General features: G+C 64.3%; 22 protein-coding genes. 13 read left to right on the forward strand and 9 right to left on the reverse strand.

Going from position 1 to position 20,502, the window contains the following annotated elements; genetic code table 11:
- Positions 1–6 precede the first annotated feature (6 nt).
- From ACVWY5_RS13095 to dusA, 4 genes are all read left to right on the forward strand, one after another.
- The gene (locus ACVWY5_RS13095) at positions 7–636 is read left to right on the forward strand and encodes an enoyl-CoA hydratase/isomerase family protein (RefSeq protein WP_051376150.1); all 630 of its coding nucleotides are present in this window, start codon (positions 7–9) and stop codon (positions 634–636) included.
- A 2-nt stretch (positions 637–638) separates the two neighbouring features.
- Entirely contained in the window at positions 639–881 is a 243-nt protein-coding gene (locus ACVWY5_RS13100) for a TrbI/VirB10 family protein (RefSeq protein ID WP_028334221.1), read from the forward strand.
- Positions 857–1,237, forward strand: coding sequence for a hypothetical protein (locus ACVWY5_RS13105; RefSeq protein ID WP_028334222.1), 381 nt, complete (start codon positions 857–859; stop codon positions 1,235–1,237). Before ACVWY5_RS13100 ends, ACVWY5_RS13105 begins: the two co-directional genes overlap by 25 nt.
- 279 nt (positions 1,238–1,516) lie before the next feature.
- Complete coding sequence (gene dusA / locus ACVWY5_RS13110) at positions 1,517–2,512, forward strand: tRNA dihydrouridine(20/20a) synthase DusA (RefSeq protein ID WP_080667081.1); 996 nt, start codon at positions 1,517–1,519, stop codon at positions 2,510–2,512.
- Positions 2,513–2,521: 9 nt separating this feature from the next.
- Here dusA and ACVWY5_RS13115 read toward each other — a convergent pair whose 3' ends face one another.
- From ACVWY5_RS13115 to ACVWY5_RS13135, 5 genes are all read right to left on the reverse strand, one after another.
- The gene (locus ACVWY5_RS13115) at positions 2,522–3,439 is read right to left on the reverse strand and encodes a LysR family transcriptional regulator (protein ID WP_225162295.1); all 918 of its coding nucleotides are present in this window, start codon (positions 3,437–3,439) and stop codon (positions 2,522–2,524) included.
- A 165-nt stretch (positions 3,440–3,604) separates the two neighbouring features.
- Positions 3,605–4,741 carry a muconate/chloromuconate family cycloisomerase gene (locus ACVWY5_RS13120; protein ID WP_321176807.1) on the reverse strand — a complete coding sequence of 379 codons (1,137 nt, stop codon included), beginning with the start codon at positions 4,739–4,741 and terminating at the stop codon, positions 3,605–3,607.
- Positions 4,742–4,851: 110 nt separating this feature from the next.
- Positions 4,852–5,721, reverse strand: coding sequence for an intradiol ring-cleavage dioxygenase (locus ACVWY5_RS13125; protein WP_028334226.1), 870 nt, complete (start codon positions 5,719–5,721; stop codon positions 4,852–4,854).
- 70 nt (positions 5,722–5,791) lie between these two features.
- Positions 5,792–6,316 (reverse strand): flavin reductase family protein, encoded by a 525-nt coding sequence (locus tag ACVWY5_RS13130; protein ID WP_028334227.1) that lies wholly within the window; start codon positions 6,314–6,316, stop codon positions 5,792–5,794.
- Complete coding sequence (locus tag ACVWY5_RS13135) at positions 6,313–6,930, reverse strand: FAD synthetase (RefSeq protein WP_321176808.1); 618 nt, start codon at positions 6,928–6,930, stop codon at positions 6,313–6,315. Before ACVWY5_RS13135 ends, ACVWY5_RS13130 begins: the two co-directional genes overlap by 4 nt.
- 253 nt (positions 6,931–7,183) lie before the next feature.
- Here ACVWY5_RS13135 and ACVWY5_RS13140 point away from each other — a divergent pair, with 253 nt between their 5' ends.
- Positions 7,184–8,761: a 4-hydroxyphenylacetate 3-hydroxylase N-terminal domain-containing protein gene (locus ACVWY5_RS13140; protein ID WP_028334229.1), complete on the forward strand. Its 1,578-nt coding sequence runs from the start codon at positions 7,184–7,186 to the stop codon at positions 8,759–8,761.
- An 86-nt stretch (positions 8,762–8,847) separates the two neighbouring features.
- Complete coding sequence (catC, locus tag ACVWY5_RS13145; RefSeq protein WP_028334230.1) at positions 8,848–9,138, forward strand: muconolactone Delta-isomerase; 291 nt, start codon at positions 8,848–8,850, stop codon at positions 9,136–9,138.
- 22 nt (positions 9,139–9,160) lie between these two features.
- Here catC and ACVWY5_RS13150 read toward each other — a convergent pair whose 3' ends face one another.
- The 4 genes from ACVWY5_RS13150 to ACVWY5_RS13165 all read right to left on the reverse strand — a co-directional run bounded on the left by ACVWY5_RS13150 (position 9,161) and on the right by ACVWY5_RS13165 (position 13,013).
- The gene (locus ACVWY5_RS13150) at positions 9,161–9,751 is read right to left on the reverse strand and encodes a TIGR02281 family clan AA aspartic protease (RefSeq protein ID WP_028334231.1); all 591 of its coding nucleotides are present in this window, start codon (positions 9,749–9,751) and stop codon (positions 9,161–9,163) included.
- Between the two features lie 25 nt (positions 9,752–9,776).
- Positions 9,777–9,980 carry a DUF1289 domain-containing protein gene (locus ACVWY5_RS13155; RefSeq protein WP_028334232.1) on the reverse strand — a complete coding sequence of 68 codons (204 nt, stop codon included), beginning with the start codon at positions 9,978–9,980 and terminating at the stop codon, positions 9,777–9,779.
- 256 nt (positions 9,981–10,236) lie between these two features.
- Positions 10,237–11,844 carry a sensor histidine kinase gene (locus ACVWY5_RS13160; RefSeq protein ID WP_028334233.1) on the reverse strand — a complete coding sequence of 536 codons (1,608 nt, stop codon included), beginning with the start codon at positions 11,842–11,844 and terminating at the stop codon, positions 10,237–10,239.
- A gap of 296 nt (positions 11,845–12,140) precedes the next feature.
- Entirely contained in the window at positions 12,141–13,013 is an 873-nt protein-coding gene (locus ACVWY5_RS13165) for an NAD(P)-dependent oxidoreductase (protein ID WP_028334234.1), read from the reverse strand.
- Between the two features lie 200 nt (positions 13,014–13,213).
- On the opposite strand from ACVWY5_RS13165, the gene ACVWY5_RS13170 reads away from it, so the two are divergent.
- The 7 genes from ACVWY5_RS13170 to ACVWY5_RS13200 all read left to right on the forward strand — a co-directional run bounded on the left by ACVWY5_RS13170 (position 13,214) and on the right by ACVWY5_RS13200 (position 20,470).
- A complete protein-coding gene (locus ACVWY5_RS13170; RefSeq protein ID WP_016843272.1) occupies positions 13,214–13,651 on the forward strand; it encodes a VOC family protein in 438 nt (145 codons plus the stop codon).
- A gap of 110 nt (positions 13,652–13,761) precedes the next feature.
- Positions 13,762–14,892 (forward strand): Mrp/NBP35 family ATP-binding protein, encoded by a 1,131-nt coding sequence (locus tag ACVWY5_RS13175; RefSeq protein WP_028334235.1) that lies wholly within the window; start codon positions 13,762–13,764, stop codon positions 14,890–14,892.
- A gap of 222 nt (positions 14,893–15,114) precedes the next feature.
- The gene (locus ACVWY5_RS13180; RefSeq protein ID WP_028334236.1) at positions 15,115–15,351 is read left to right on the forward strand and encodes a hypothetical protein; all 237 of its coding nucleotides are present in this window, start codon (positions 15,115–15,117) and stop codon (positions 15,349–15,351) included.
- A 308-nt stretch (positions 15,352–15,659) separates the two neighbouring features.
- The gene (locus tag ACVWY5_RS13185; RefSeq protein WP_028334237.1) at positions 15,660–16,748 is read left to right on the forward strand and encodes a TRAP transporter substrate-binding protein; all 1,089 of its coding nucleotides are present in this window, start codon (positions 15,660–15,662) and stop codon (positions 16,746–16,748) included.
- A gap of 240 nt (positions 16,749–16,988) precedes the next feature.
- On the forward strand, positions 16,989–18,077 hold the full coding sequence (locus tag ACVWY5_RS13190; protein WP_028334238.1) for a TRAP transporter substrate-binding protein: 1,089 nt from the start codon (positions 16,989–16,991) through the stop codon (positions 18,075–18,077).
- 387 nt (positions 18,078–18,464) lie between these two features.
- Complete coding sequence (locus ACVWY5_RS13195) at positions 18,465–19,139, forward strand: response regulator transcription factor (protein WP_028334239.1); 675 nt, start codon at positions 18,465–18,467, stop codon at positions 19,137–19,139.
- A gap of 2 nt (positions 19,140–19,141) precedes the next feature.
- Positions 19,142–20,470, forward strand: coding sequence for a sensor histidine kinase (locus ACVWY5_RS13200; protein ID WP_028334240.1), 1,329 nt, complete (start codon positions 19,142–19,144; stop codon positions 20,468–20,470).
- The last annotated feature ends 32 nt before the right edge of the window (positions 20,471–20,502 follow it).

The following is a 20,502-nucleotide window of genomic DNA, read 5'->3' on the forward strand; positions in this document are numbered from 1 at the left end:
TAGGCCATGCCTCTTGTTTCCACCCAGGATCGCGACGCGGTCCGTGTCATCACCTTCGCTAACGCCCCATTCGGCACCATGACGGCCGCCGGGGCGGCCGAGATGTTCGATGCGGTCGCCGCTGCAGGGATGGCCCCATCGGTGCGGGTCATTGTCATTACAGGGGGCCTACCCGGCATCTTCATCCGTCACTACGACGTTGGGGAACTCTCTGAGGCTGCAGATGCGATTGAGCGCGGAGCGCCTCGCGCCCCGCCGTCGCCTGGTCCTCGACCACCTGGTTTCCACGCGCTGACAGATGCGATTGCAGCGGTCGACAAGCCGGTCATTGCGGCTATCAACGGCCTGTGCATGGGAGGAGGCTTCGAGCTTTCGCTGGCCTGCGACCTGCGCATCGCCGGGAGCAGTGTCGCGGCGATCGGACTTCCGGAAACGCGCATCGGCATCTTTCCGGGTGGTGGCGGTACACAGCGTTTGCCCAGGATCGTTGGAGAGGCCAAGGCGCTCGAGATGATCCTCTGTGGCCTGACAGTGACGGGACTGCGCGCGCACGAAATCGGAATTGTGCATGAGGTTGTCGCCGATCCGCTCGCGCGTTTGGGCAGAAGCGGGCACTGGTCGTCTGGACGCGACTGATCTTGCCGAACAGCAATTCGATCGTGATCGAGAACCTTCCGGCCACGGATGTTGCAGGCTATGCCGGGCTCGAGGATGAGGTGGACTTCCATACCTGGCAACTGCTCAAGGGCGTGGCTTTGGCGACGCTGATCGGAGTAGCGAACGATGCGGCCCATGGGAATGACCTGTTGTGGATTCGTCTCGAAGTATTCAATGAGCTCGTCGAGCTCATCCTGCGTTGGCCGCCGGTCTCGCTCGTCTGATTTTTCCGACGAGACCCAAATGCTTCAACGCGAAGCGCGCGAGGGCGAACCTCCTCGGCAGAAACCTCAATTCCGTGGACGGCCGCGGCGTGCGTCGCGAGTGTCCTGATGAAAGCCATATCGATTGCGAGGGTCGCCGGCCTGGCGCCTTCCTTCGCTCGCTTTCGGCCATATTCAATAAGCCGTTCTCGGTCCAGCCGAGGTATCTTGGTGCATCCGAGCTCCTCCTTGAGCGCCTTCAGTACCGCCGCTTTGGATCGGCGTGGTGGGCGGCCGACGTCGCGCATGTCTTGAATGTGCAGATCAATGATGTCGCCGAAGGTCTTCGCTTTTACGGCAGCGCGCGGTTTGGGTGACCCGCTACGATCAATATTGTGCTCCACGTCGAGCGCCCATTCTTCGCCGTCCTTGCGGCGGCGAAAGGTCTCTGCCACATAACGGTTCTTGCGGCGAACTTGGACCCGCCAGTTTCCCGACGGCAACTGAGTAAAGGTGGCCATGGTCGTGTGCTTTTTCCAAACGGTGTGCGATACGTGTGCGTCGAGAGGTCAAAACGGGTACAAACGTATGCAAATTCGGCAAGTTTGGCGGGTACTCGTTCTTGTTACATCCCATTGAGAGCTTAAGGTAAATCATTGGAATCGCAAGACTATCTCTTTTCTGTGGCGCCCATGATGGACTGGACCGACCGGCACTGCCGGGTCTTCCATCGGCTGATGTCGCGGCGGGCGCGGCTTTATACGGAGATGCTGACGACCGGCGCCATCATCCATGGCGACCGGGCGCGGCTGCTCGGCTTCGACGCCAGCGAGCATCCGGTGGCGCTGCAACTCGGCGGTTCCGATCCGCGCGATCTGGCGACCGCTGCAGAGATCGGCGAGCAGTTCGGTTACGACGAGATCAACCTCAATGTCGGCTGTCCCTCCGATCGGGTGAAGGATGGCCGCTTCGGCGCCTGCCTGATGGCCGAGCCCGCGCTGGTCGCCGAAGGCGTTGCGGCGATGAAGCGCGCGGTGCGGATTCCCGTCACGGTGAAATGCCGGATCGGCATCGACGACCAGGATCCGGAAGTCGCGCTCGATACGCTGGCCCGCGGGGTGGTTGCCGCGGGCGCGGACGTGCTCGTCGTGCACGCGCGCAAGGCCTGGCTCAACGGACTGTCGCCGAAGGAGAACCGCGACATCCCGCCGCTCGACTACGATCGGGTCTATCGCCTCAAGGCGGCGTTGCCGGATGTGCCCATCATCATCAACGGCGGCATCACCAGCCTTGCCGAGGCAAAGCAGCATCTGGCGCATGTCGATGGCGTGATGCTGGGGCGGGCGGCCTATCAGGAGCCGTGGCGCCTGCTCACCGTCGATTCCGAGCTGTTCGGCGAGACTGCGCCACACGCGACGATGAAGGAAGTATTCGCGGCGATGCTGCCCTATATCGAGCGGCAGCTTGCCGAAGGCGCGCGGCTGCATTCGATCACGCGGCATTTCGTCGGTGCCTTCCATGGCGTCCCCGGCGCGCGTGCGTTCCGCAGGCACCTTGCGGAGAACGGCGTTCGGCCGGGTGCTGACATCGACGTGCTGCACGAGGCGATCGCACGCGTTGACGATCGCGCGCCGGCGGCGGTCGCGGCCTGAGGGCGCTGGTTACGGCTTGCGCTGACGCCGCGTGACGTCCTGTGCGACCTTCAGGAAATTGAACAGATGCGGCATCCGGTTGTCGCGCCGGTAGTTCAGCGACAGCGCAGTGCCTGGATTGTGTCCCTCATAGGCGCGGTAGGCGACGCCGGGCCGCTCCGCCTCCGAGACCGATTTCGGCACCAGCGCGATGCCGACGCCGACCGACACCAGGCTGATCGCGGTCTGGTAGTCCTGGGCCAGCACCTGCGATTTCGGAATGAAGCCTTCTTCGAGGCAGATGTTGAGGATGTGGTCGGCGAAGCTCGGGCGCGGCTTGCGCGGGTAGAGGACGAACGTCTCGGCCTTCAGCGCCGCCAGCCGCGGGACCTTTTGATCGAGCAAGGGCGAAGTGTCGGAGAGCGCGAGGATCAGCGGCTCCTGCAGCAGCGGCTCCGACTTCAGCTCCTCGTCGTCGAGCGAGGGGCGGGCGATGGCGATATCGATCTCGCGCTGGATCACCGCGCGCTTCTGCTCGGCGTTGTTCATCGCCGACAGCGCGAGCTCGACGTCAGGATAGGCCGAACGAAACGCCTGGATCACGCTCGGCAGCACGCCATAGGTCGCCGAGCCGACGAAGGCGACGCGCAGGTGCCCGGAAAAGCCTTCGCCGATCCGCTTGATCTCGCGGTGCGTCCGGTCGAGCCGCTCCAGCACGTCGCGCGCACGTTCCAACAGAACGCTGCCAGCCTGGGTCAGCCGGATCTGGCTGCGGCTCCGGTCGATCAGCATGACGCCGAGATCGCTCTCGAGTTGCGCAATCTGCCGGCTGAGCGGCGGCTGCGCGATCGCGAGCCGCGATGCGGCGCGGCCGAAATGCAATTCCTCGGCGACGGCGACGAAATAGACCAGCCGCCTGAGATCCATGACATCGTCGCGATCGGTCACGGCTAGCCGAACGCCTGCTCGCGCGCTTCCGGGGAAGCTGCGGAAAAATCCTGCCGGGTTTGATATCGCGTGGTCATGTGCGCACGATCGAGACGATGGTTCCGACGCGAAGACTGGGCGTGGGTCCGTGGATTGTCAATTGTCCGCGGGAACGACGCCATCCGGCTAGTCCTTCCGGGCGAAGGCGCGGATCTTGTCCTCGTCGACCTCTACGCCGAGACCGGGGCCATCAGGAGCGCAGATCTCGAACTCGTCGAACCTGATCGGGTTGACGACCAGATCCTCCACGAGGATTCGCGGACCGAAATGCTCGGTGCCCCATTCGAGCCTCGGCAGGGTGGCGAAGGCGGCGAGATGCGCCGCCGCGCCGATGCTGCTCTCCAGCAGGCAGCCGCCATAGAGTTCGAGCCCGTGGGCGGCCGCGACCGCAGCGGCGCGCTTCATCTCGAACAGGCCCCCGCTCTTCACGAGCTTCAGCGAGTAGACGCTGCCGCAGCCCATCGCGCCCGCGCGCGCGATTTCCTCCTTGGTGAAAGCCGCTTCGTCCACCAGCAGCGGAATCGAGGTGCGGGCCGCGACCCGCGCCATCGCTTCCAGTTGCAGCGCCGACACCGGTTGTTCGATCAGGGCCACATCCAGCTCCTCCAGCGCCGGCATGAAGCGGATGCATTCGGCCTCGGTCCAGCCCTGGTTGACATCGACGATCAGGCGCACCTCGTCGCCGAGCCCGGCGCGCAGCGCTTGCAGCCGTTTCAGATCGACCTGCGGCCGGTTGAAGCCGAACTTGATCTTGAACTGGCGGTGTTCGCGGCGCCGCAGCTTCTCCCTGGCTTCCTCGACCTCCTGGCCGCTGTCGCCCGACGCCAGCGCCCAGATCACCTCCATGCGCTCGCGCACCGCGCCGCCGAGCAGGGCGCTGGCGGGCAGGCTGAGCGTCTTGCCGGCGGCGTCGAGCAGGGCGGACTCGATGGCGCCCTTGGCGGCGAAATTGCGGGTGGCGGCCTTGCTCATGCGCAAGGCATTGGCTTCGAAGGCGAGGGCAGGCTGTCCAAGCAGCGCCGGCGCCAGATAATTCGTGACCGCGGCCTTGATCGACTCCACGCTCTCCTCGGCCCAGCGCGGCCCGCCGAGCGTCGAGGCTTCGCCGATGCCCGTCACGCCGTTGTCGAGCAGGACGCGCACCAGCACGTAGCCCTGATGGGTGACCTCGGTGTTCGAGAGCTTGTGCCGGCGGCGGGTCGGCGCCTCCACGATGGTGGCGCGGATACTGCGGATCGCAGTGTCCTTTGCGTGAGCCTGCACTCGCTCCAAGGGTTCGGCGATTTCGATCACGGCACGACTCATATGTCCTCGCAGGTCAGTTCAGAATGAGCCCTGCCAGGCTGGTGGGGCCTGGCAGGACGTAACGGGTATTACTCGGCCGCGACGAGCCGTTCGACAGCGGCTTTCTTGAGCTTGAAGTCGAAGTTGAGAACCAGATCGGTGTCGGCGCCGGCGGGGGCCTTGGCGAACTTGCCGATCAGGCTCTGCTTCACGGCGAACACCGAGTCGTTGTCGAGATACTTGGTCTCGGAATCGTAGATTTGCGAGATCAGCGATTGATATCCCTCCTTCGCAAGCATGAAATGGATGTGGCCCGGACGCCAGGGATGGTGGCCCATATATTTCAGCAGCTCGCCGCCGGCGCCGTCATAGGGGATCGGGTAGGGCTCGGGGCGGAGCGCCACGAAGGCATATTCGCCGTTGGCGTCGGTCGTGAAGCGTCCGCGCAGATTGTAGGCCGGCTGTTCCGGATCCTGCAGGTCGTAGAGGCCGTTCGGCGCGTCTTCCCAGACGTCGATCGTGACGCCCTCGATCGGCCGCCCCGCGGTGTCGCTGATGCGCCCTGAGACCTTGACGGTCTGCGCGTTGTCGAACGTCTTCTTGATGATGGAGGCGCCCTTGGGCAGCACCGGCGGGTTTTCCCGGTAGAACGGTCCGAGCACGGTCGATTCGCTCTCGCCGTCGGTGACCCGGTGATCGAGCATGTCGACCAGCACCTCGACGCCGAGGATGTCGGCGATCAGGATGAACTCGTTGCGCTTCTCGTCCGAGATGTCGCCCGCGCGGCGCAGGAATTCGCATGCGGCGAACCACTCGGCGAAAGTCAGGTCGACCTCCTTGCAGAAGTCGTGCATGTGGCGGATCAGGCTTGTCATGATCTGCCGGTTGCGATCCGGAATGTCCTTCGAGAGCGCGGCGATCACGTGGTCGGTGATGGTGTCCTTGTTGACGTTCAGCATGGTCGTTCCTCCTTTTCTTGCAGTTTGCTCAAACTTGCATCCCCGTTTTCGGGAATATCGGTTGCTGGTCTCACCAGACAAATTCGTAAGCGGCATTCTCCAGCGTCGCGGGCGCGGGGTGCGGGTCGGCAAGGCCGCCGAAGCGACCGCGGAAGAACAGCAGCGGCTTCTTGCTGGGCTCCAGCGACATCTCGCGGACGTGGCCGAGGAAGATCGTGTGGTCTCCGGCGACGATCTCATCGGCGAGATCGGTCACGAAGTATGCCGCCGCGTTGGCGATCACAGGCAGATCGTTGCGGCGTTCGAAGACGTTGCAGAGGTCGAGCCTTGGCTTGCCGGCGAAATGCCAGGCGAAATCCTCCATGCCCTCGGCGAGGATGCTGACTGCAAAGCGGCCGGTGTTCTGGATGTTGCACAGCATCTTCGCGCTCTTCGCGATCGAGATTGCGACCAGCGGCGGATCGAGCGAGACCGACATGAAGGCGTTGGCCGTCATGCCGTGATCGCGGCCCTCGCAATGCGTCGTGATGATGGTGACGCCGGTGCCGAACTGGCCACAGGCATTGCGCAACTCTCGCGGATCGATGGCGGTCATTGGCTCGCGACCTCGAGTTGGGTCAAACCGGATCGATTGGCCGGTGGCGCGGTCACTATATCTCGCCAGTTTTCCAGCGTCGCCGCGGCGGCGGCAAGGCCGGATCGTCGCAAGGCGCGAATCCGGCTGCTGGAGACGATCTCGCCATCGCCGCAGCGCACCGGCGGCAGGATGCGCGTGTTGAAGTGCTGCCGCAGCAGCAGGGCGGTGCCGCCCTTGCAGGATCCGAAGCGGAAATCCTCGCCGACGATGACTTCGCGTGGTCGCACAAGCTGCAATTCGGCGAGGAAATCGAGCGCGGTGCGCCGGACGTAGATCTGGTTGAAATCGGCGACGACGACGTGGTCGGGCGCGAATGTTGCGATGCGCTCCAGCTTTTCGCGAAGCGAGATCAGCGGCTCGGCCTGGCCGAAATACACTTTGGGCGCCGGATCAAAGGTGTAGACCACGGCTGCAATGCCGCGGCGCCGCGCTGCCGCGATGGTCTGCCGCAGCAGTTCCTGATGGCCGCGGTGGACGCCGTCAAATGCGCCGATGGTCACGACACAGGCGTCGAGGGCCAATTCCCCATCGCGATGGAAAGCGACAGCGCTGCTGTCAAAACCCTTGCCCATGGTCCGCTCCCTTGCCGTGCTGCATCAGCTGCGGCGTTGCGCCGGCCGAACGATCCTTGCCGTCCGGTCCGTGCCATCGAGTCATAGCCCGAGCCGGGCCGGTCTGCGCGGTATGGTGTGATACCTTTCGCCCGCTCCGGGTCAGCGCGTAGCGTTTCCTCCGATGTCACGCCGTCCAAGAGCGTGACGAGATGGTCTTAGGGCCGGTGCGGCAAACGCCGCCGGTCCAACGACACCAGCGGAGGAGAAACCCATGACTACAGCAGCTGCCCTGCGGGCCGACGTGCCAGCGTCAACCACCAGCGTCTATACCGGTGCGGAATTCCTGGACAGCATCCAGGACGGCCGGGAAATCTACATCTACGGCGAGCGCGTCAAGAACGTCACCCAGCATCCCGCCTTTCGCAATTCGGCGCGGATGGTGGCGCGCTGGTACGACCGCTTCCATGAGAAGAAGGATCAGATCGGCGTCCTGACCGACACCGGCTCGGGACAGCTGACCCATCCGTTCTTCCTCGGCTCGAAAACGGCCGACGACCTCGTCAAGGGCCGCGATGCGATCGCCGAATTGCAGAAGGTTGCGTTCGGCTGGATGGGCCGCTCGCCAGACTACAAGGCGTCGTTCCTCGGCACGCTGGGAGCGAATTCAAGCTTCTATGGCGATTACGCCGGCAATGCGAAAAAGTGGTACGCCCGGACCCAGGAGCGTCTGGACTTCTGGAATCACGCCATCGTCAATCCGCCGATCGATCGCGACCGCGCCATCGAGGAGGTGCGCGACGTCTTCATGCATGTCGAGAAGGAGACCGACGCTGGCCTGATCGTGTCGGGCGCGAAGGTGGTGGCGACCGGCTCGGCGCTGACGCACTACAATTTCATCGCCCACTACGGCATTCCGATCAAGGACAAGTCGTTTGCGCTGATCTTCACGGCGCCGATGGATGCCAAGGGCATCAAGCTGATTGCCCGCTCGTCCTACGAATTCACGGCGGCGGCGACCGGCTCGCCGTTCGACTATCCGTTGTCCAGCCGCTTCGATGAGAACGACTCGATCCTCGTGTTCGACAAGGTGCTGGTGCCTTGGGAGAACGTCTTCATCTATGGCGACGTCGACAAGATCAACCAGTTCTTCCCGGCCTCGGGCTTCATCCCGCGGTTTACGCTGCACGGCGTGACGCGGCTTGCCGTCAAGCTCGACTTCATCGCCGGCCTGTTCTCGATGGCGGTCGAGGCGACCGGGTCAAAGGACTTCCGCGGCGTGCAGACGGCGGTGGGCGAGGTGATTGCCTGGCGCAACCTGTTCCACGGGATTGCCGACGCGATGGTGAAGTCGCCGATCGCCTGGCAGGGAACCGATGGCTACAACCTGCCGAACCTGAACTACGGGCTGGCCTATCGCGTGTTCGCGCCGATGGCCTATCCGCGGATCAAGGAATTGATCGAACGTCATGTCGCGAGCGGCCTGATCTATCTGCCGTCGAGTTCGGCCGACCTGGAGAGCGAGGCGATCCGGCCCTATCTCGACCGCTTCGTGCGCGGCTCCAACGGCTATGCCGCGATCGACCGGATCAAGCTGCTGAAGCTGCTCTGGGACGCGGTCGGCTCCGAGTTCGGCGGCCGGCATGAACTCTACGAGCGCAACTATGCGGGCAATTACGAGAATCTGCGCGTCGAGACGCTGATGGCCGCGAGCGCCACCGGCGACCTCGGCGCCATGCAGGATTTCGTGCGCAACTGCATGAGCGACTACGACGTCTCCGGTTGGACGGCGAAGGACCTCGTCAACCCCGACGACATCAACCTCGTCAGCCGCGGTTTGGTGCAGGGCTGACGATCTGTTAGACGGATCAATAGAGCCGCCACAGTTGCGTGGCGGCTCTACGCCGTTCCATCTTGTCGTAGAAGGGTTCACTTGTCATGCTGTTCCACGTCGAAATGGATGTGCGGATTCCGCACGATCTCCCGGTCGAGAAGGTCGACGCGCTGAAGGCTGCGGAACGCGTCCGCGCCATGGAACTGCAGCGTACGGGGGCCTGGCGCCATCTGTGGCGGGTGGCGGGGCGCTACGCCAATGTCAGCATCTTCGACGTGTCCGGCGCGCAGGAATTGCACGACATCCTGTCCAGCCTGCCGCTGTTTCCGTTCATGGAGATCGAGGTCACGCCGCTGTGCCGGCACCCGTCGTCGATCCACGACGACGATCGGTAGCGGTGGGGTAGGCGCCGTCGCGCTAGTCGACGGCCGTGCGCGCGCGCCGGTGGCGGCTCGAGGTGCTGATGCTGCCGGTGACGTCGGGGTAGCCGGTCAGGCTCAGTGTGTCGGCGCGAACGCCCCAGCTCTCGAGCCGGTCGAGGAAGCTCATGCCGAGCAGGTTGGTCTTCATCTGCCCGCGCTGCACCACCAGCGCCGGCACCGATTTCTCGACCAGCTTGCCGACCGCGAGCCGGTCGAGCGTCAGCCGCGCCGCCTTGGTGTGACCGCCGGCGGTCTCGAGGTCGACATTGTATTCGAGCATATCGATCGGCAGCCCGATCGCTTTCGCGGTTTCCCAGGTCAGCACGACCGAAGTCGCGCCGGTGTCGATCACCATTGGGGCGCTGACGCCGTTGATCTTAGCGCGGAACGCGAACTCGCCGCCCTGGCCGCGCGCGATCTGCACCGCGGGGGCGGAGCTGGAGGTCGAGGCTGAGGCGGTGATGCTGCGGCCGAAGATCTGGGTCAGATTCTCCCTGGCGCGGGCGATCTGCTCGGGGTCGCCATAGGCAACAACGGCGCCGGCGGTTGCCATCAGCAGCACGATGACGAGGAGGATACGGGTCACGGCGCAACTCCCGCCGCAGCGCCGATCACGCGCGCTTCGGACGCGGCTCCATGCGCTCGAGCCCAGCCTCGGCCATGCGCGCCGGCAGCGTCGCCATCACCGACAGCCGCTCCGCGCGGTCCATCTTGTGCCAGCGCGCGATCTCCGGGAGCGTGCGGCCACAGCCGAAGCAGAGCTTCGTCCTGGGGTCCATCATGCAGACTGCGATACACGGCGTCTCTGAGCTCATTGTTCAAGTGTTGAACGGTTTCGGCGGCCAGTGCAAGCCGGCTGGTGTGGGATGCTGCATCACGCCACGGCTTTTTGTCGCGAGCATGGTCCTGGCGCGAACGCCTTGGGTTTATTGCCGAAGCGTTTTCGAGCGAAGTGGATACCGGTTCGCGTGAAGAAAACGCGTCAGAACCAAAATCTAGAGCCCCGTTCCGAATCCATCGGAACGGAAAGGGCTCTAGCGATAACCGCGTCACGATCTTCCGCGACATGCTCTACAATCCGGTGCCGGCACTCATGATCGACTTGCGGCGCACGCGTTTCCGGTCGGCGCCCATCGCGGGCTCGACGGGCTCCGGCGGCTGCATCGGCGGCGCTTCTTCAGTCATCGGCGCCAGCGCGCTCATCACCCGTTCCGGCGGCAAGGTGACGATCACCTCGGTACCGATGCGCAGCTTCGACTTCAGCGTGAAGGTGCCACCATGCATGTCGATCAGGCTTTTCGCGATTGGCAGGCCAAGGCCCGCGCCCTGTTCCGCCGACTTGATCGAGTTGGAGCCCTGGCCGAAGGAGGCCAGCACGACCGGGATCTCGTCCTCGGCGATGCCGCTTCCAGTATCCTTGACGCTCAGATATTGCCCGCCCGACGCGGTCCAGCCGACCTTCAACCAGATTTCGCCGCCCTGCGGCGTGAACTTGATCGAGTTGGAGAGCAGGTTGAGCACGACCTGGCGGATGGCGCGCTCGTCGCCCCAGATCCTGGGCATGCCGTGCTCGAACACCTCGTGGATGGTGATGCCGCGGCTGGAGGCGCGCAGCTTCAGGAGATGGTGGCAGTCGGCGACGACATGCACCAGCGCCACGGCCTCTTCGTTCAGCTCGTAGCGGCCGGCCTCGATGCGTGACAGGTCGAGGATCTCGTTGATGAGATTGAGCAGGTGCACGCCGGAATTATGGATGTCGGCGGAATATTCCTTGTAGACTGGCACGGTATGCGCGCCAAAAATCTCGCTCTTCATCACCTCGGAGAAGCCGAGGATCGCGTTGAGCGGCGTGCGCAGCTCGTGGCTCATCTGGGCGAGGAAGCGCGACTTGGCGACGTTGGCGGACTCGGCGCGGTGCCGTGCCTCGTCGGAGATCGCCTTGGCCTGTTCCAGCTCGCCGATCAGCGCATCCTTTTCGGCGCGGGCCTCCAGCGTCGCCAGCGTGGTCGAATGCAGGCGGTGCGCGAGCAGGGCAAAATAGCCTTCGGCTGCAAGTGCGAGCAGTGCCAGCACGTAATTGTCGAACGCGCCGTTGAGCACGAGGTCGAGCGCGATCCCGACCGTCACCGGAACGGTCGCCGCAAGTGCTGCGATCGGCAGGCTCGCGGCCAGCATGCTGGAGACCGCGATCACCAGCAGCATCAAAAACATCATCAGCGTGTTGGAGGCGAGGTCGCGCCCGGCGGGGTGGATCAGGATCGCGGTCCAGCACAGGCCGTAGAGCAAGTCGAGCAGCACGAAGCGGGTCCGCCATTTGCGGGTGACCGCGACGGAGGTCGGTTCGGCGAGGAAGCGGGAACAGCTGCGGATGATGGCGAGATGGACGCAGAGGATGCCGACCGTCCAGGCGCCGGCCACGATCGGCTTCATCCAGAGGCCAAACAGCACACCGGTTGCCACCACGAGCAGCATCACGACGTAGGACGCCGACATGCGGGTCTGGGCGTATTGGCGGAGCAGTTCGGCGTCGAACGCCGGGCGGGTTCCACTGGTTGACGTTAACCGATCCCGCGCCTCGCGCACCCGCTGCGCGGCGACGCGCCGGCTGTTCACCGGCACCGTCACCTGAGGTCCTGCCGGAAGCGCTACAACTTCAGGCTTTTCTGCGGGATTACTCATCAACAACACAAATCCTGCCCACGAACCGCGCGGGCTTTTTGCATTGTCTATCTGTGACGCTAAATCATTAAGCGTTGCCTTAAAGAGCTAAGGAAAAGCGTAAACGGGAAGTTAAATTAACTTTTGCGCGGGGGTCCCGCTGTTGTGCGAGGGCGGGTGCACATGCGCACGCCGGGTCTGACAATGCCATGTTCTCATGGCCGGGCTTGTCCCGGCCATTTACGTCTTGCTTCTCGTTGGATCCAAAGACGTGGATGCCCGGGACAAGCCCGGGCATGACGAGATGGTGGGAAGTGTTACCGCTGCAGACGGGCCAGCAGGCTCGACGTGTCCCAGCGCTTGCCGCCCATCTTCTCGACCTCGGCATAGAACTGGTCGACCAGCGCGGTGGCGGGCAGGGTGGCGCCGTTGCGGCGGGCTTCCGCCAGCGCAATCGAGAGGTCCTTGCGCATCCACTCGACCGCGAAGCCGAAATCGTACTTGCCCTCGTTCATGGTCTTGTAGCGGTTCTCCATCTGCCAGGACTGCGCCGCGCCCTTGGAGATGGTCTCGATCACGGCGGCGACGTCGAGGCCGCTCTTCTTGGCGAAGTGGATGCCCTCGGACAGGCCCTGAACCAGACCTGCGATGCAGATCTGGTTGACCATCTTGGTGAGCTGGCCGGCGCCGGCCGGGCCGAGCAATTTGCACATCCGCGCGTAAGCGCCGGTGATGATCGGCTCGGCGCCCGCATAGGCGTCTTCGCTGCCGCCGCACATCACCGTCAGCACGCCGTTCTCGGCGCCGGCCTGGCCGCCCGACACCGGCGCGTCGACGAATTTGAAGCCGGCCTTGGTGGCGGCGGCATCGAGCTCGCGGGCGACCTCGGCGGAGGCGGTGGTGTGATCGACGAAGGTCGCGCCCTTCCTGATCCCGGCGAAGGCGCCGTCGGGGCCGATCGTGACCGAACGCAGGTCGTTGTCGTTGCCGACGCAGCACATCACGAAATCCTGGCCTTCGGCGGCGGCTTTCGGGGTCGGCGCGGTCTTGCCGCCGAACTTGTCGGCCCATTCCTTCGCCTTCGCCGCGGTCCGGTTATATACGGTGACCTCATGGCCGCCTTTTTTCACGAGGTGTCCCGCCATCGGGAAACCCATCACGCCGAGACCGAGAAAAGCGACTTTAGCCATATCTGTTACCTTGTGATTTGCCGTGGTGATCGCCCTTCGCTCGCCGGCAAATTCGCGGCGGGCAGGGCATTCCGTCCATGGAAGGAGCCGCACCATACCCCCTGTGCAGCGGAGGGCAACGGCCTTGGTGGGATGGCAGAAGGCGGTTTTGTGCTAGGATCGGCCCACCAACGAACTTCACAAAAAAGGGAGTGTATCGCATGGGCATGAGCGTCGGTGTGCTCGATCATTTCAATATCCGGACCCGGAATCTCTCCGCCACGGTGCGGTTCTATGAGGACATTCTGGGCCTGGAAAAGGGCGCGCGGCCGAACTTCGCGTTCCCCGGTGCGTGGATGTACAGCGAGGGCAAGGCGGTCGTGCATCTGGTCGATATTTCGGCGACCGACGAGGCACAAAAGCCCGACTCGGGCGTCGTCCATCACGTCGCCTTTGCCAGCCAGGGCTTCGATGGGATGCGGCAGCGGCTTCAGTCCAAGGGGATGGAATTCGACTCGCGCCAGGTTCCCGGCGGCGATCTCTGGCAGATCTTCGTCAACGACCCGAACGGGGTCATGATCGAGCTGAATTACGAGGCCGCCAAGGAAGGCGGCTCGGCCGCGCCGGCCGAGCGGCGGGACGACGTCGGAGCGAGGTAGCCTTTTGCGCTGCAACGCTCTATGGGAGGTCTCTTGGGGCATGATCCGGAAAAGTGCGAAGCGGTTTTCCGAACAAGATCATGCCTACGAAGAAGCCCAGGAGATGCGCGGTGAGCGTGACGCAGCAACAGGTTCTCGATTGCCTTGCCAAGGTGATGTCGCCGCGCGGCGTCCCCTTGACCAACGCCAATGTGCTGTCGGCGATCACGGTCACCGACGGCAAGGTGTTCTTCTCGATCAATGTCGATGCCGCGGAGGCCCGCGCCTGGGAGAGCGTGCGTGCGCAGGCCGAGAACGCCGTGCGCGCCATTCCCGGCGTCAGCGTCGCGATGATCGCGTTGACCGCCGAGCGTAAGGCGGGCGGTGCGGCACCGGCGCCGCGGCCGGCCGGCGGCGTCCCGCCGGCGTCCGCCCATCGCCATCCACATCCGCCCGGCGGGCAATCGCCGATGGCCCGGCAGGCCGAGATCCCCGGCATCTCCGCCGTCATCGCCGTCGCCTCCGGCAAGGGCGGCGTCGGCAAGTCGACCACGGCGCTCAACCTCGCGCTCGGCCTGCGCGACCTCGGCCTGCGCGTCGGGCTGCTCGACGCCGACATCTACGGCCCGTCGGTGCCGCGGCTGACCGGCATCCGCGAGAAGCCGCAGCTCAATGACGACAAGAAGATGGTCCCGCTGCAGCGCTTCGGCCTGTCGATCATGTCGATCGGCTTCCTGGTTGAGGAGGACACCGCGATGATCTGGCGCGGGCCGATGGTGATGTCGGCGATCACCCAGATGCTGCGCGACGTCGCCTGGGGCACGCTCGATGTGCTCGTGGTCGATATGCCGCCCGGCACCGGCGATGCCCAGCTCACGCTGGCGCAGAACGTCCCGCTCAAGGGCGCCGTCATCATCTCGACCCCGCAGGACCTTTCGCTGATCGACGCCCGGCGTGGGCTTGCGATGTTCAAGAAGGTCAACGTGCCGGTGCTCGGCATCGTCGAGAACATGAGCTATTTCCAGTGCCCGCATTGCGGCACCCGCTCGGATATCTTCGGCCATGGCGGCGCCCGCCACGAAGCCGAGAAGCTGGGGGTGCCTTTCCTCGGCGAGATCCCCCTGCACATCGCGATCCGCACCGCCTCCGATGCCGGCAACCCGGTGGTCGAGAGCGAACCGGACGGCCCGCACGCGGCGATCTACCGCGCGATCGGCGGCAAGGTCCGCGAGCAGCTGCAAGGCGTCATCGCGGCAGCCTGAGCCTGCGCTGCTGTCCCGCTGGGCCGATTGGCCGCGAAGCTTCGGGAGCCCGGCGGGCTTTCTTCACAGGCCCGTGGCCGTTGGTGCCTTTGGACGATTGCTGAATCGGTTCCGGCCTGTATGTTTATGCAGGAGTGGCCGAATCGTACCACCCTTCGATCAGCGGAAGGCGGCCGCGGGTGAAGCCAAACCGCGGGAAGGGGCCGTGAGGCGACCATCGACATGGCAGCATCACGCGAAGCAAACAAACAGCACCGCAAACATCTGACGCGGGAGAAGCGCGCAGAAGCCTCCCGGCTTGCGTTCAACATGGCCAAGAAATCCGACTCGATCGGCGAGGCTGCCGAGGTGATCGCCAAGACGTATGGCGTCAGCAAGACAACTGCGCAAAGCTGGATCCGGCGCGGGCGGTATTTGGCTGATCAAGCCAAGAAGGCGCGAGAGACGACGCGGCGCTGATTGCTCCGGTAACCCCCGGCGGTTGAGAGCGGGCCGGACGGCCCGCACGCGGCGATTTACCGCGCGGTCGGCAGCAGCTCTGCGGCCACCTGCCAGGCGTCATCGTCGCTGCCTGAAGGCGCATTTTCCGGCTGATTTCCAGCCTCATCAGACTTTCGTTTAATTGGCGCGGTCATGCCATTGTCGCGTTTCCGTGAAGCCACCTTCCGTGTTAAAGGGCCGACCAGAGCGCCTCGGCAAGCCTTCATGCGCCTGCCGGAGAACTGCTTGCGGTCACTGGGAAACGCCCCTGAAGGAGAAGTCGTACGATGAAGCGTCGTGATTTTTTGAAAGTTTCTGCGGCCGGTGCTGCCGCGACGGCGGTTGCCGCGCCGGCGATCGCGCAGTCCTCGCCTGAAATCAAGTGGCGCCTGACCTCGAGCTTCCCGAAGTCGCTGGACACCATCTATGGCGGTGCCGTCGAGCTGTCGAAGTACGTCGCGGAGATGACCGACAACAAGTTCCAGATCCAGGTGTTCGCGGCGGGTGAAATCGTCCCCGGCCTGCAGGCGCTGGACGCGACCTCCAACGGCACGGTCGAGATGTCGCACACCGTCGCCTACTACTATGTCGGCAAGGACCCGACCTTCGCGATCTACGCGTCGGTGCCGTTCGGTCTCAATGCCCGCATGCAGAACTCCTGGTGGTATCAGGGCGGTGGCCAGGAGCTCGGCAACGAGTTCTTCAAGAAGTTCGGCGTGATCGGTTTCCCGACCGGTAACACCGGCACCCAGATGGGCGGCTGGTTCCGCAAGGAGATCAAGACCGTCGCCGACATGTCGGGCCTGAAGATGCGCATCGGCGGCATTGCCGGCCAGGTGCTGCAGAAGGTCGGCGTGGTGCCGCAGCAGCTCGCCGGCGGCGACATCTATCCGGCGCTCGAAAAGGGCACCATCGACGCGGCCGAATGGGTCGGTCCCTATGACGACGAGAAGCTCGGCTTCCAGAAGGTCGCGAAGTACTACTACTATCCGGGCTTCTGGGAAGGCGGTCCGACCGTGCACTCCTTCGTCAACCTGGAGAAGTGGAACGCGCTGCCGAAGAACTATCAGGCGATCCTGGCCAACGGCGCCGCCAACGCCAACAGCTGGATGGCCGCGCGCTACGACATGCAGAATCCCTCGGCGCTGAAGCGGCTGGTTGCCGGCGGCACGCAGCTGCGTCCGTTCACCAACGAGGTGCTCGAGGCCTGCCTCAAGGCGACCAACGAGCTTTGGGGTGAAATCTCGGCCAAGAATGCCGACTTCAAGAAGTCGATCGAGGCCATGCAGGCCTACCGGTCGGACCAGTATCTGTGGTGGCAGGTCGCCGAATACACCTTCGACAGCTTCATGATCCGCTCGCGCACCCGCGGCTGATCGGCGTCTAGCCTTTTGGACGAGCGTTCGCGCGACGCGAACGCATTGCCCGGCCTCCGCAAGGAGGCCGGGTTTTTTGCGTCTGGCATTCGTGAAGGGGATGTTCCATGCTCGCATCCGAAGCCTCGGCACGAAGGCGGCGTGTGATCGGTCACCGGTCATGACGGCAAAAAGAAAAGCGGCGCGACGATCGAAAGCAGTCGACGCTCGGACAACACAATCGAACAGGGCAGGATTCAAATGAAGCGAAGAGATTTCATCAAGGTCACGGGTCTGGGCGTCGCCGGCGCCGCCACGGTCGCAGCTCCCGCGATCGCGCAGTCAATGCCGGAACTCAAGTGGCGCTTGACGACGAGCTGGCCGAAGTCGCTCGACACGCTGCACGGCGGCGCCGAGCTGATGGCGAAGGCGGTCGGCGAAGCCACCGACAACAAATTCCAGATCCAGACTTTTGCCGCCGGCGAGATCGTACCGGGCCTGCAGGTGCTCGACGCCGTGCAGAACGGCACCGTCGAGATGGGGCACACCGCGCCCTATTATTATTTCGGCAAGGACCCGACCTTCACCTTCGGCTCCGCGGTGCCGTTCGGGCCCAACATGCGCCTCAACCAGGCCTGGTTCATGCTGGGCGGCGGCAAGGACCTGCTCAACGAGTTCTACAAGAGCTACAACGTCACCTCGCTGCTCGCCGGCAACACCGGCTGCCAGATGGGTGGCTGGTTTCGCAAGGAGATCAACAGCGTCGACGATCTCAAGGGCCTCAAATTCCGCATCGGCGGCTTTGCCGGCAAGGTGATGCAGAAGCTCGGCGCGGTGCCGCAGCAGCTCGCCGGCGGCGACATCTATCCGGCGCTGGAGAAAGGCACCATCGATGCGGCCGAGTGGGTTGGTCCCTACGACGACGAGAAGCTCGGCTTCTACAAGGTCGCGCCGAACTACTACTTCCCCGGCTGGTGGGAAGGCGGCCCCATGCTGGTGGCGATGATCAATCTCGACAAGTGGAACGCGCTGCCGAAGCATTATCAGTTCGTGCTCGAGCAGGCCGGCCATCTCGCCAACAACTGGATGATGGCGCGCTACGACCAGGCCAATCCGATCGCACTGAAGAAGCTGCTCGCGGTCGGCACCAAGCTGCGTCCGTTCCCGCCTGCGGTGATGGAAGCTTCCTTCAAGGCCGCCAAAGAGCTGCATGCCGAGGTTTCGGCGACCAATGCAAACTTCAAGAAGGTCTATGACTCGCTGACCTCGTTCTCCAACAACGGCTATCAATGGTTCCAGGTCGCCGAGGTCGGCTACGACAATTTCATGGCGCGCCATTCGCAGGCGTGATTGCTGTAAGTTGGACAGGAAATCGGCCTCGGAGCGAAAGCGCCGGGGCTTTTCCATGCCGCGATCACGGCAGCGGCGCGACGCGGCTTGCGAAGACGCATGACCGCCGGTCGCTGGCCGTGGCGGCAGCTGCCAGTTCTCGATCTCCGGGCGCGAACGTGCAATCCGTTATGTTATCATGGCTAGCTGACGTCAGCCTTACACGGGCGCAATCAAAGGCGCCTGGCGTAGATTTTGATTCAGCGGGTTGGCGGTATCTGTTTTCAGGGCAGTAACACTAGCTGGAGCAACATGCGCTTGTGTCGCCATCGAGACGTCACCTTCGCATGCGTCTTGTTTTGACGACAGCAAGCGGAAGATCGATCGAATGAGGACTGGATTGCTGCGATGCGCCTTCTGATCGTCGAGGACAATGTCGAGCTCTCGCGGCTGCTCGCCAGCGGGCTGATGGCGGCGGGATACGAGTCCGATGTCGTCAACAGCGTTGCCGAGGCGCGCGATGCGCTGCGCAGCGTCAGTTATGCCGCCATGATCCTCGATCTCGGTCTGCCCGACGGCGATGGCTTGTCGGTGCTGTCGGAGCTTCGCCGCAAGACCGATCCGCTGCCGGTCCTGGTGCTGACCGCGCGGGGCGGCCTGCAGGATCGGGTCAGCGGCCTGCGCAGCGGCGCGGACGACTATCTGGCGAAGCCGTTCGCGCTGGAAGAGCTGGTGGCGCGGCTCGAAGCCATCCTGCGCCGGCCCGGCCAGCTGCTCGGCTCCTCGCTGAAGCTCGCCAATCTGGTCTACGACACCGAGAGCAAGCAGGTGTTCGTCGACGGCGCTCCGCACGTGTTCTCGGCGCGCGAAACATCCGTGCTTGAGATCCTGCTGCGGCGGCAGGGGCGGGTGGTGCCGAAGAAGAATGTCGAGGACCACATCTTCGGCCTGTCCGGCGAGGTCGCCTCGAACGCCGTCGAGGTTTACGTGTCGCGGCTGCGCAAGCTGCTCGCCGAGCACCGCGCCAGGGTCATCATCCATACCATTCGGGGCGTCGGTTATCTGATGGCGGAGGAGAAGTAGGCGTGTTCCGCTTCAAGTCGCTGACGTCGCGGATCGTGTTCCTGCACATCGTGGCGGTCGCGGTCGCGGCGATCTTCCTGCCGCTGCTGCTGCTATGGCTGTTGAATTCGGAGATAAATCAGCTGCATCGCGAAGCGATGCGCGACCAAGCCGCCGATCTCGGCCAGAACCTCTCGGTCGATGCCGCAGGCAAGGTGCAGCTCAACCTGCCGGACAGCCTGAAGGGACTCTATTCCGACGCCTACGGCCGATACCGCTACGACATCTACGATGCCGACGGTCATCTGCTGTTCTCGTCACATCGCGAGGCGCCGCGACTGCCGGTGTCCGCCAACCGGATTTCCGGTGCCAGCGTCACCAAGCTGCTCGGCGGCCAGACGTTGCGCATCCTGGTCGCCGAGGACCTGTCGCATCGCGACGTCATCATCGACGACATCGTCTCCAACTTCTTCCGGCGGGTTGGCTGGATCACCATCCCGATCCTTCTGATCTTGCTTGCCACCGACATCCTGATCTTCCGCCGCGCGGTGACACCGCTGTTGCGGGCCTCGGAGGAGGCGAGGAGCATCGGACCGGCAAGGACCGATATCCGCCTGCCGACGGAGGGAATTCCGAGCGAGATCCTGCCGCTGGTGACGGCCGTCAACCAGGCGTTCGATCGCCTTGAGGAAGGCTTTCACGTGCAGCGCCAGTTCACGGCCGATGCCGCGCATCAGCTGCGCACGCCGCTTGCGATCCTCAGGACCCGGATCGAAACGCTCGATGCGGCCAAGGGGACCAGGGAGCTGCATGTCGACATCGAGAGCATGAGCCGCATCGTCAGCCAGCTGCTCGAGATCGCCGAGCTCGACACGCTGGTGCTGGATCCCGGCGAGACCGCGGATTTGCGCGCGGTGTGCGCCGAGGTGGTCGGCTCGATCGCGCCCTACGCGCTGGCGCAGCAGAAAGACATCGCGTTGCGCGGCACCGACAATCCGGTGCAGGTCAGGGGCAATGCGGAGATGCTGCAGCGGGCGATCTTCAATCTGGCGGAGAACGCCATCAAGTACACCGCCGAGAGGACTTCGGTCGATGTCGAGGTGCACGACAACGGTTCGGTGCAGGTGCGCGACTGCGGGCCGGGGATTGCGCCCGCCGAGCAGGGCCTGATCTTCCAGCGCTTCTGGCGCAGCGATCGCCAGCGCACCGACGGCGCGGGGCTCGGGCTCTCGATCGTGCGCGGCGTCGTCGACGATCACGATGCAACGGTAAGAGTGGAGAACCTGCCGTCCGGCGGCGCCCAGTTCACGCTGCGCTTCCGCCTCGCCAAGGCGGAGCCGGCGGCGTCCTGAGCCGGCCCGCGAACGTGCCGCGGCCTTGCCGG

This window comes from Bradyrhizobium sp. USDA 3256, assembly GCF_054058275.1.

What these genes read in the sequence shown, in the direction of transcription:
- ACVWY5_RS13095 (WP_051376150.1), top strand. Translation starts at nt 7, where the DNA reads ATGCCTCTTGTTTCCACCCAGGATCGCGACGCGGTCCGTGTCATCACC.
- ACVWY5_RS13125 (WP_028334226.1), bottom strand. Translation starts at nt 5,721, where the DNA reads ATGCTGAACGTCAACAAGGACACCATCACCGACCACGTGATCGCCGCG.
- ACVWY5_RS13130 (WP_028334227.1), bottom strand. Translation starts at nt 6,316, where the DNA reads ATGACCGCCATCGATCCGCGAGAGTTGCGCAATGCCTGTGGCCAGTTC.
- ACVWY5_RS13135 (WP_321176808.1), bottom strand. Translation starts at nt 6,930, where the DNA reads ATGGGCAAGGGTTTTGACAGCAGCGCTGTCGCTTTCCATCGCGATGGG.
- ACVWY5_RS13140 (WP_028334229.1), top strand. Translation starts at nt 7,184, where the DNA reads ATGACTACAGCAGCTGCCCTGCGGGCCGACGTGCCAGCGTCAACCACC.
- catC (WP_028334230.1), top strand. Translation starts at nt 8,848, where the DNA reads ATGCTGTTCCACGTCGAAATGGATGTGCGGATTCCGCACGATCTCCCG.
- ACVWY5_RS13155 (WP_028334232.1), bottom strand. Translation starts at nt 9,980, where the DNA reads ATGAGCTCAGAGACGCCGTGTATCGCAGTCTGCATGATGGACCCCAGG.
- ACVWY5_RS13160 (WP_028334233.1), bottom strand. Translation starts at nt 11,844, where the DNA reads ATGAGTAATCCCGCAGAAAAGCCTGAAGTTGTAGCGCTTCCGGCAGGA.
- ACVWY5_RS13165 (WP_028334234.1), bottom strand. Translation starts at nt 13,013, where the DNA reads ATGGCTAAAGTCGCTTTTCTCGGTCTCGGCGTGATGGGTTTCCCGATG.
- ACVWY5_RS13170 (WP_016843272.1), top strand. Translation starts at nt 13,214, where the DNA reads ATGGGCATGAGCGTCGGTGTGCTCGATCATTTCAATATCCGGACCCGG.
- ACVWY5_RS13180 (WP_028334236.1), top strand. Translation starts at nt 15,115, where the DNA reads ATGGCAGCATCACGCGAAGCAAACAAACAGCACCGCAAACATCTGACG.
- ACVWY5_RS13185 (WP_028334237.1), top strand. Translation starts at nt 15,660, where the DNA reads ATGAAGCGTCGTGATTTTTTGAAAGTTTCTGCGGCCGGTGCTGCCGCG.
- ACVWY5_RS13190 (WP_028334238.1), top strand. Translation starts at nt 16,989, where the DNA reads ATGAAGCGAAGAGATTTCATCAAGGTCACGGGTCTGGGCGTCGCCGGC.
- ACVWY5_RS13195 (WP_028334239.1), top strand. Translation starts at nt 18,465, where the DNA reads ATGCGCCTTCTGATCGTCGAGGACAATGTCGAGCTCTCGCGGCTGCTC.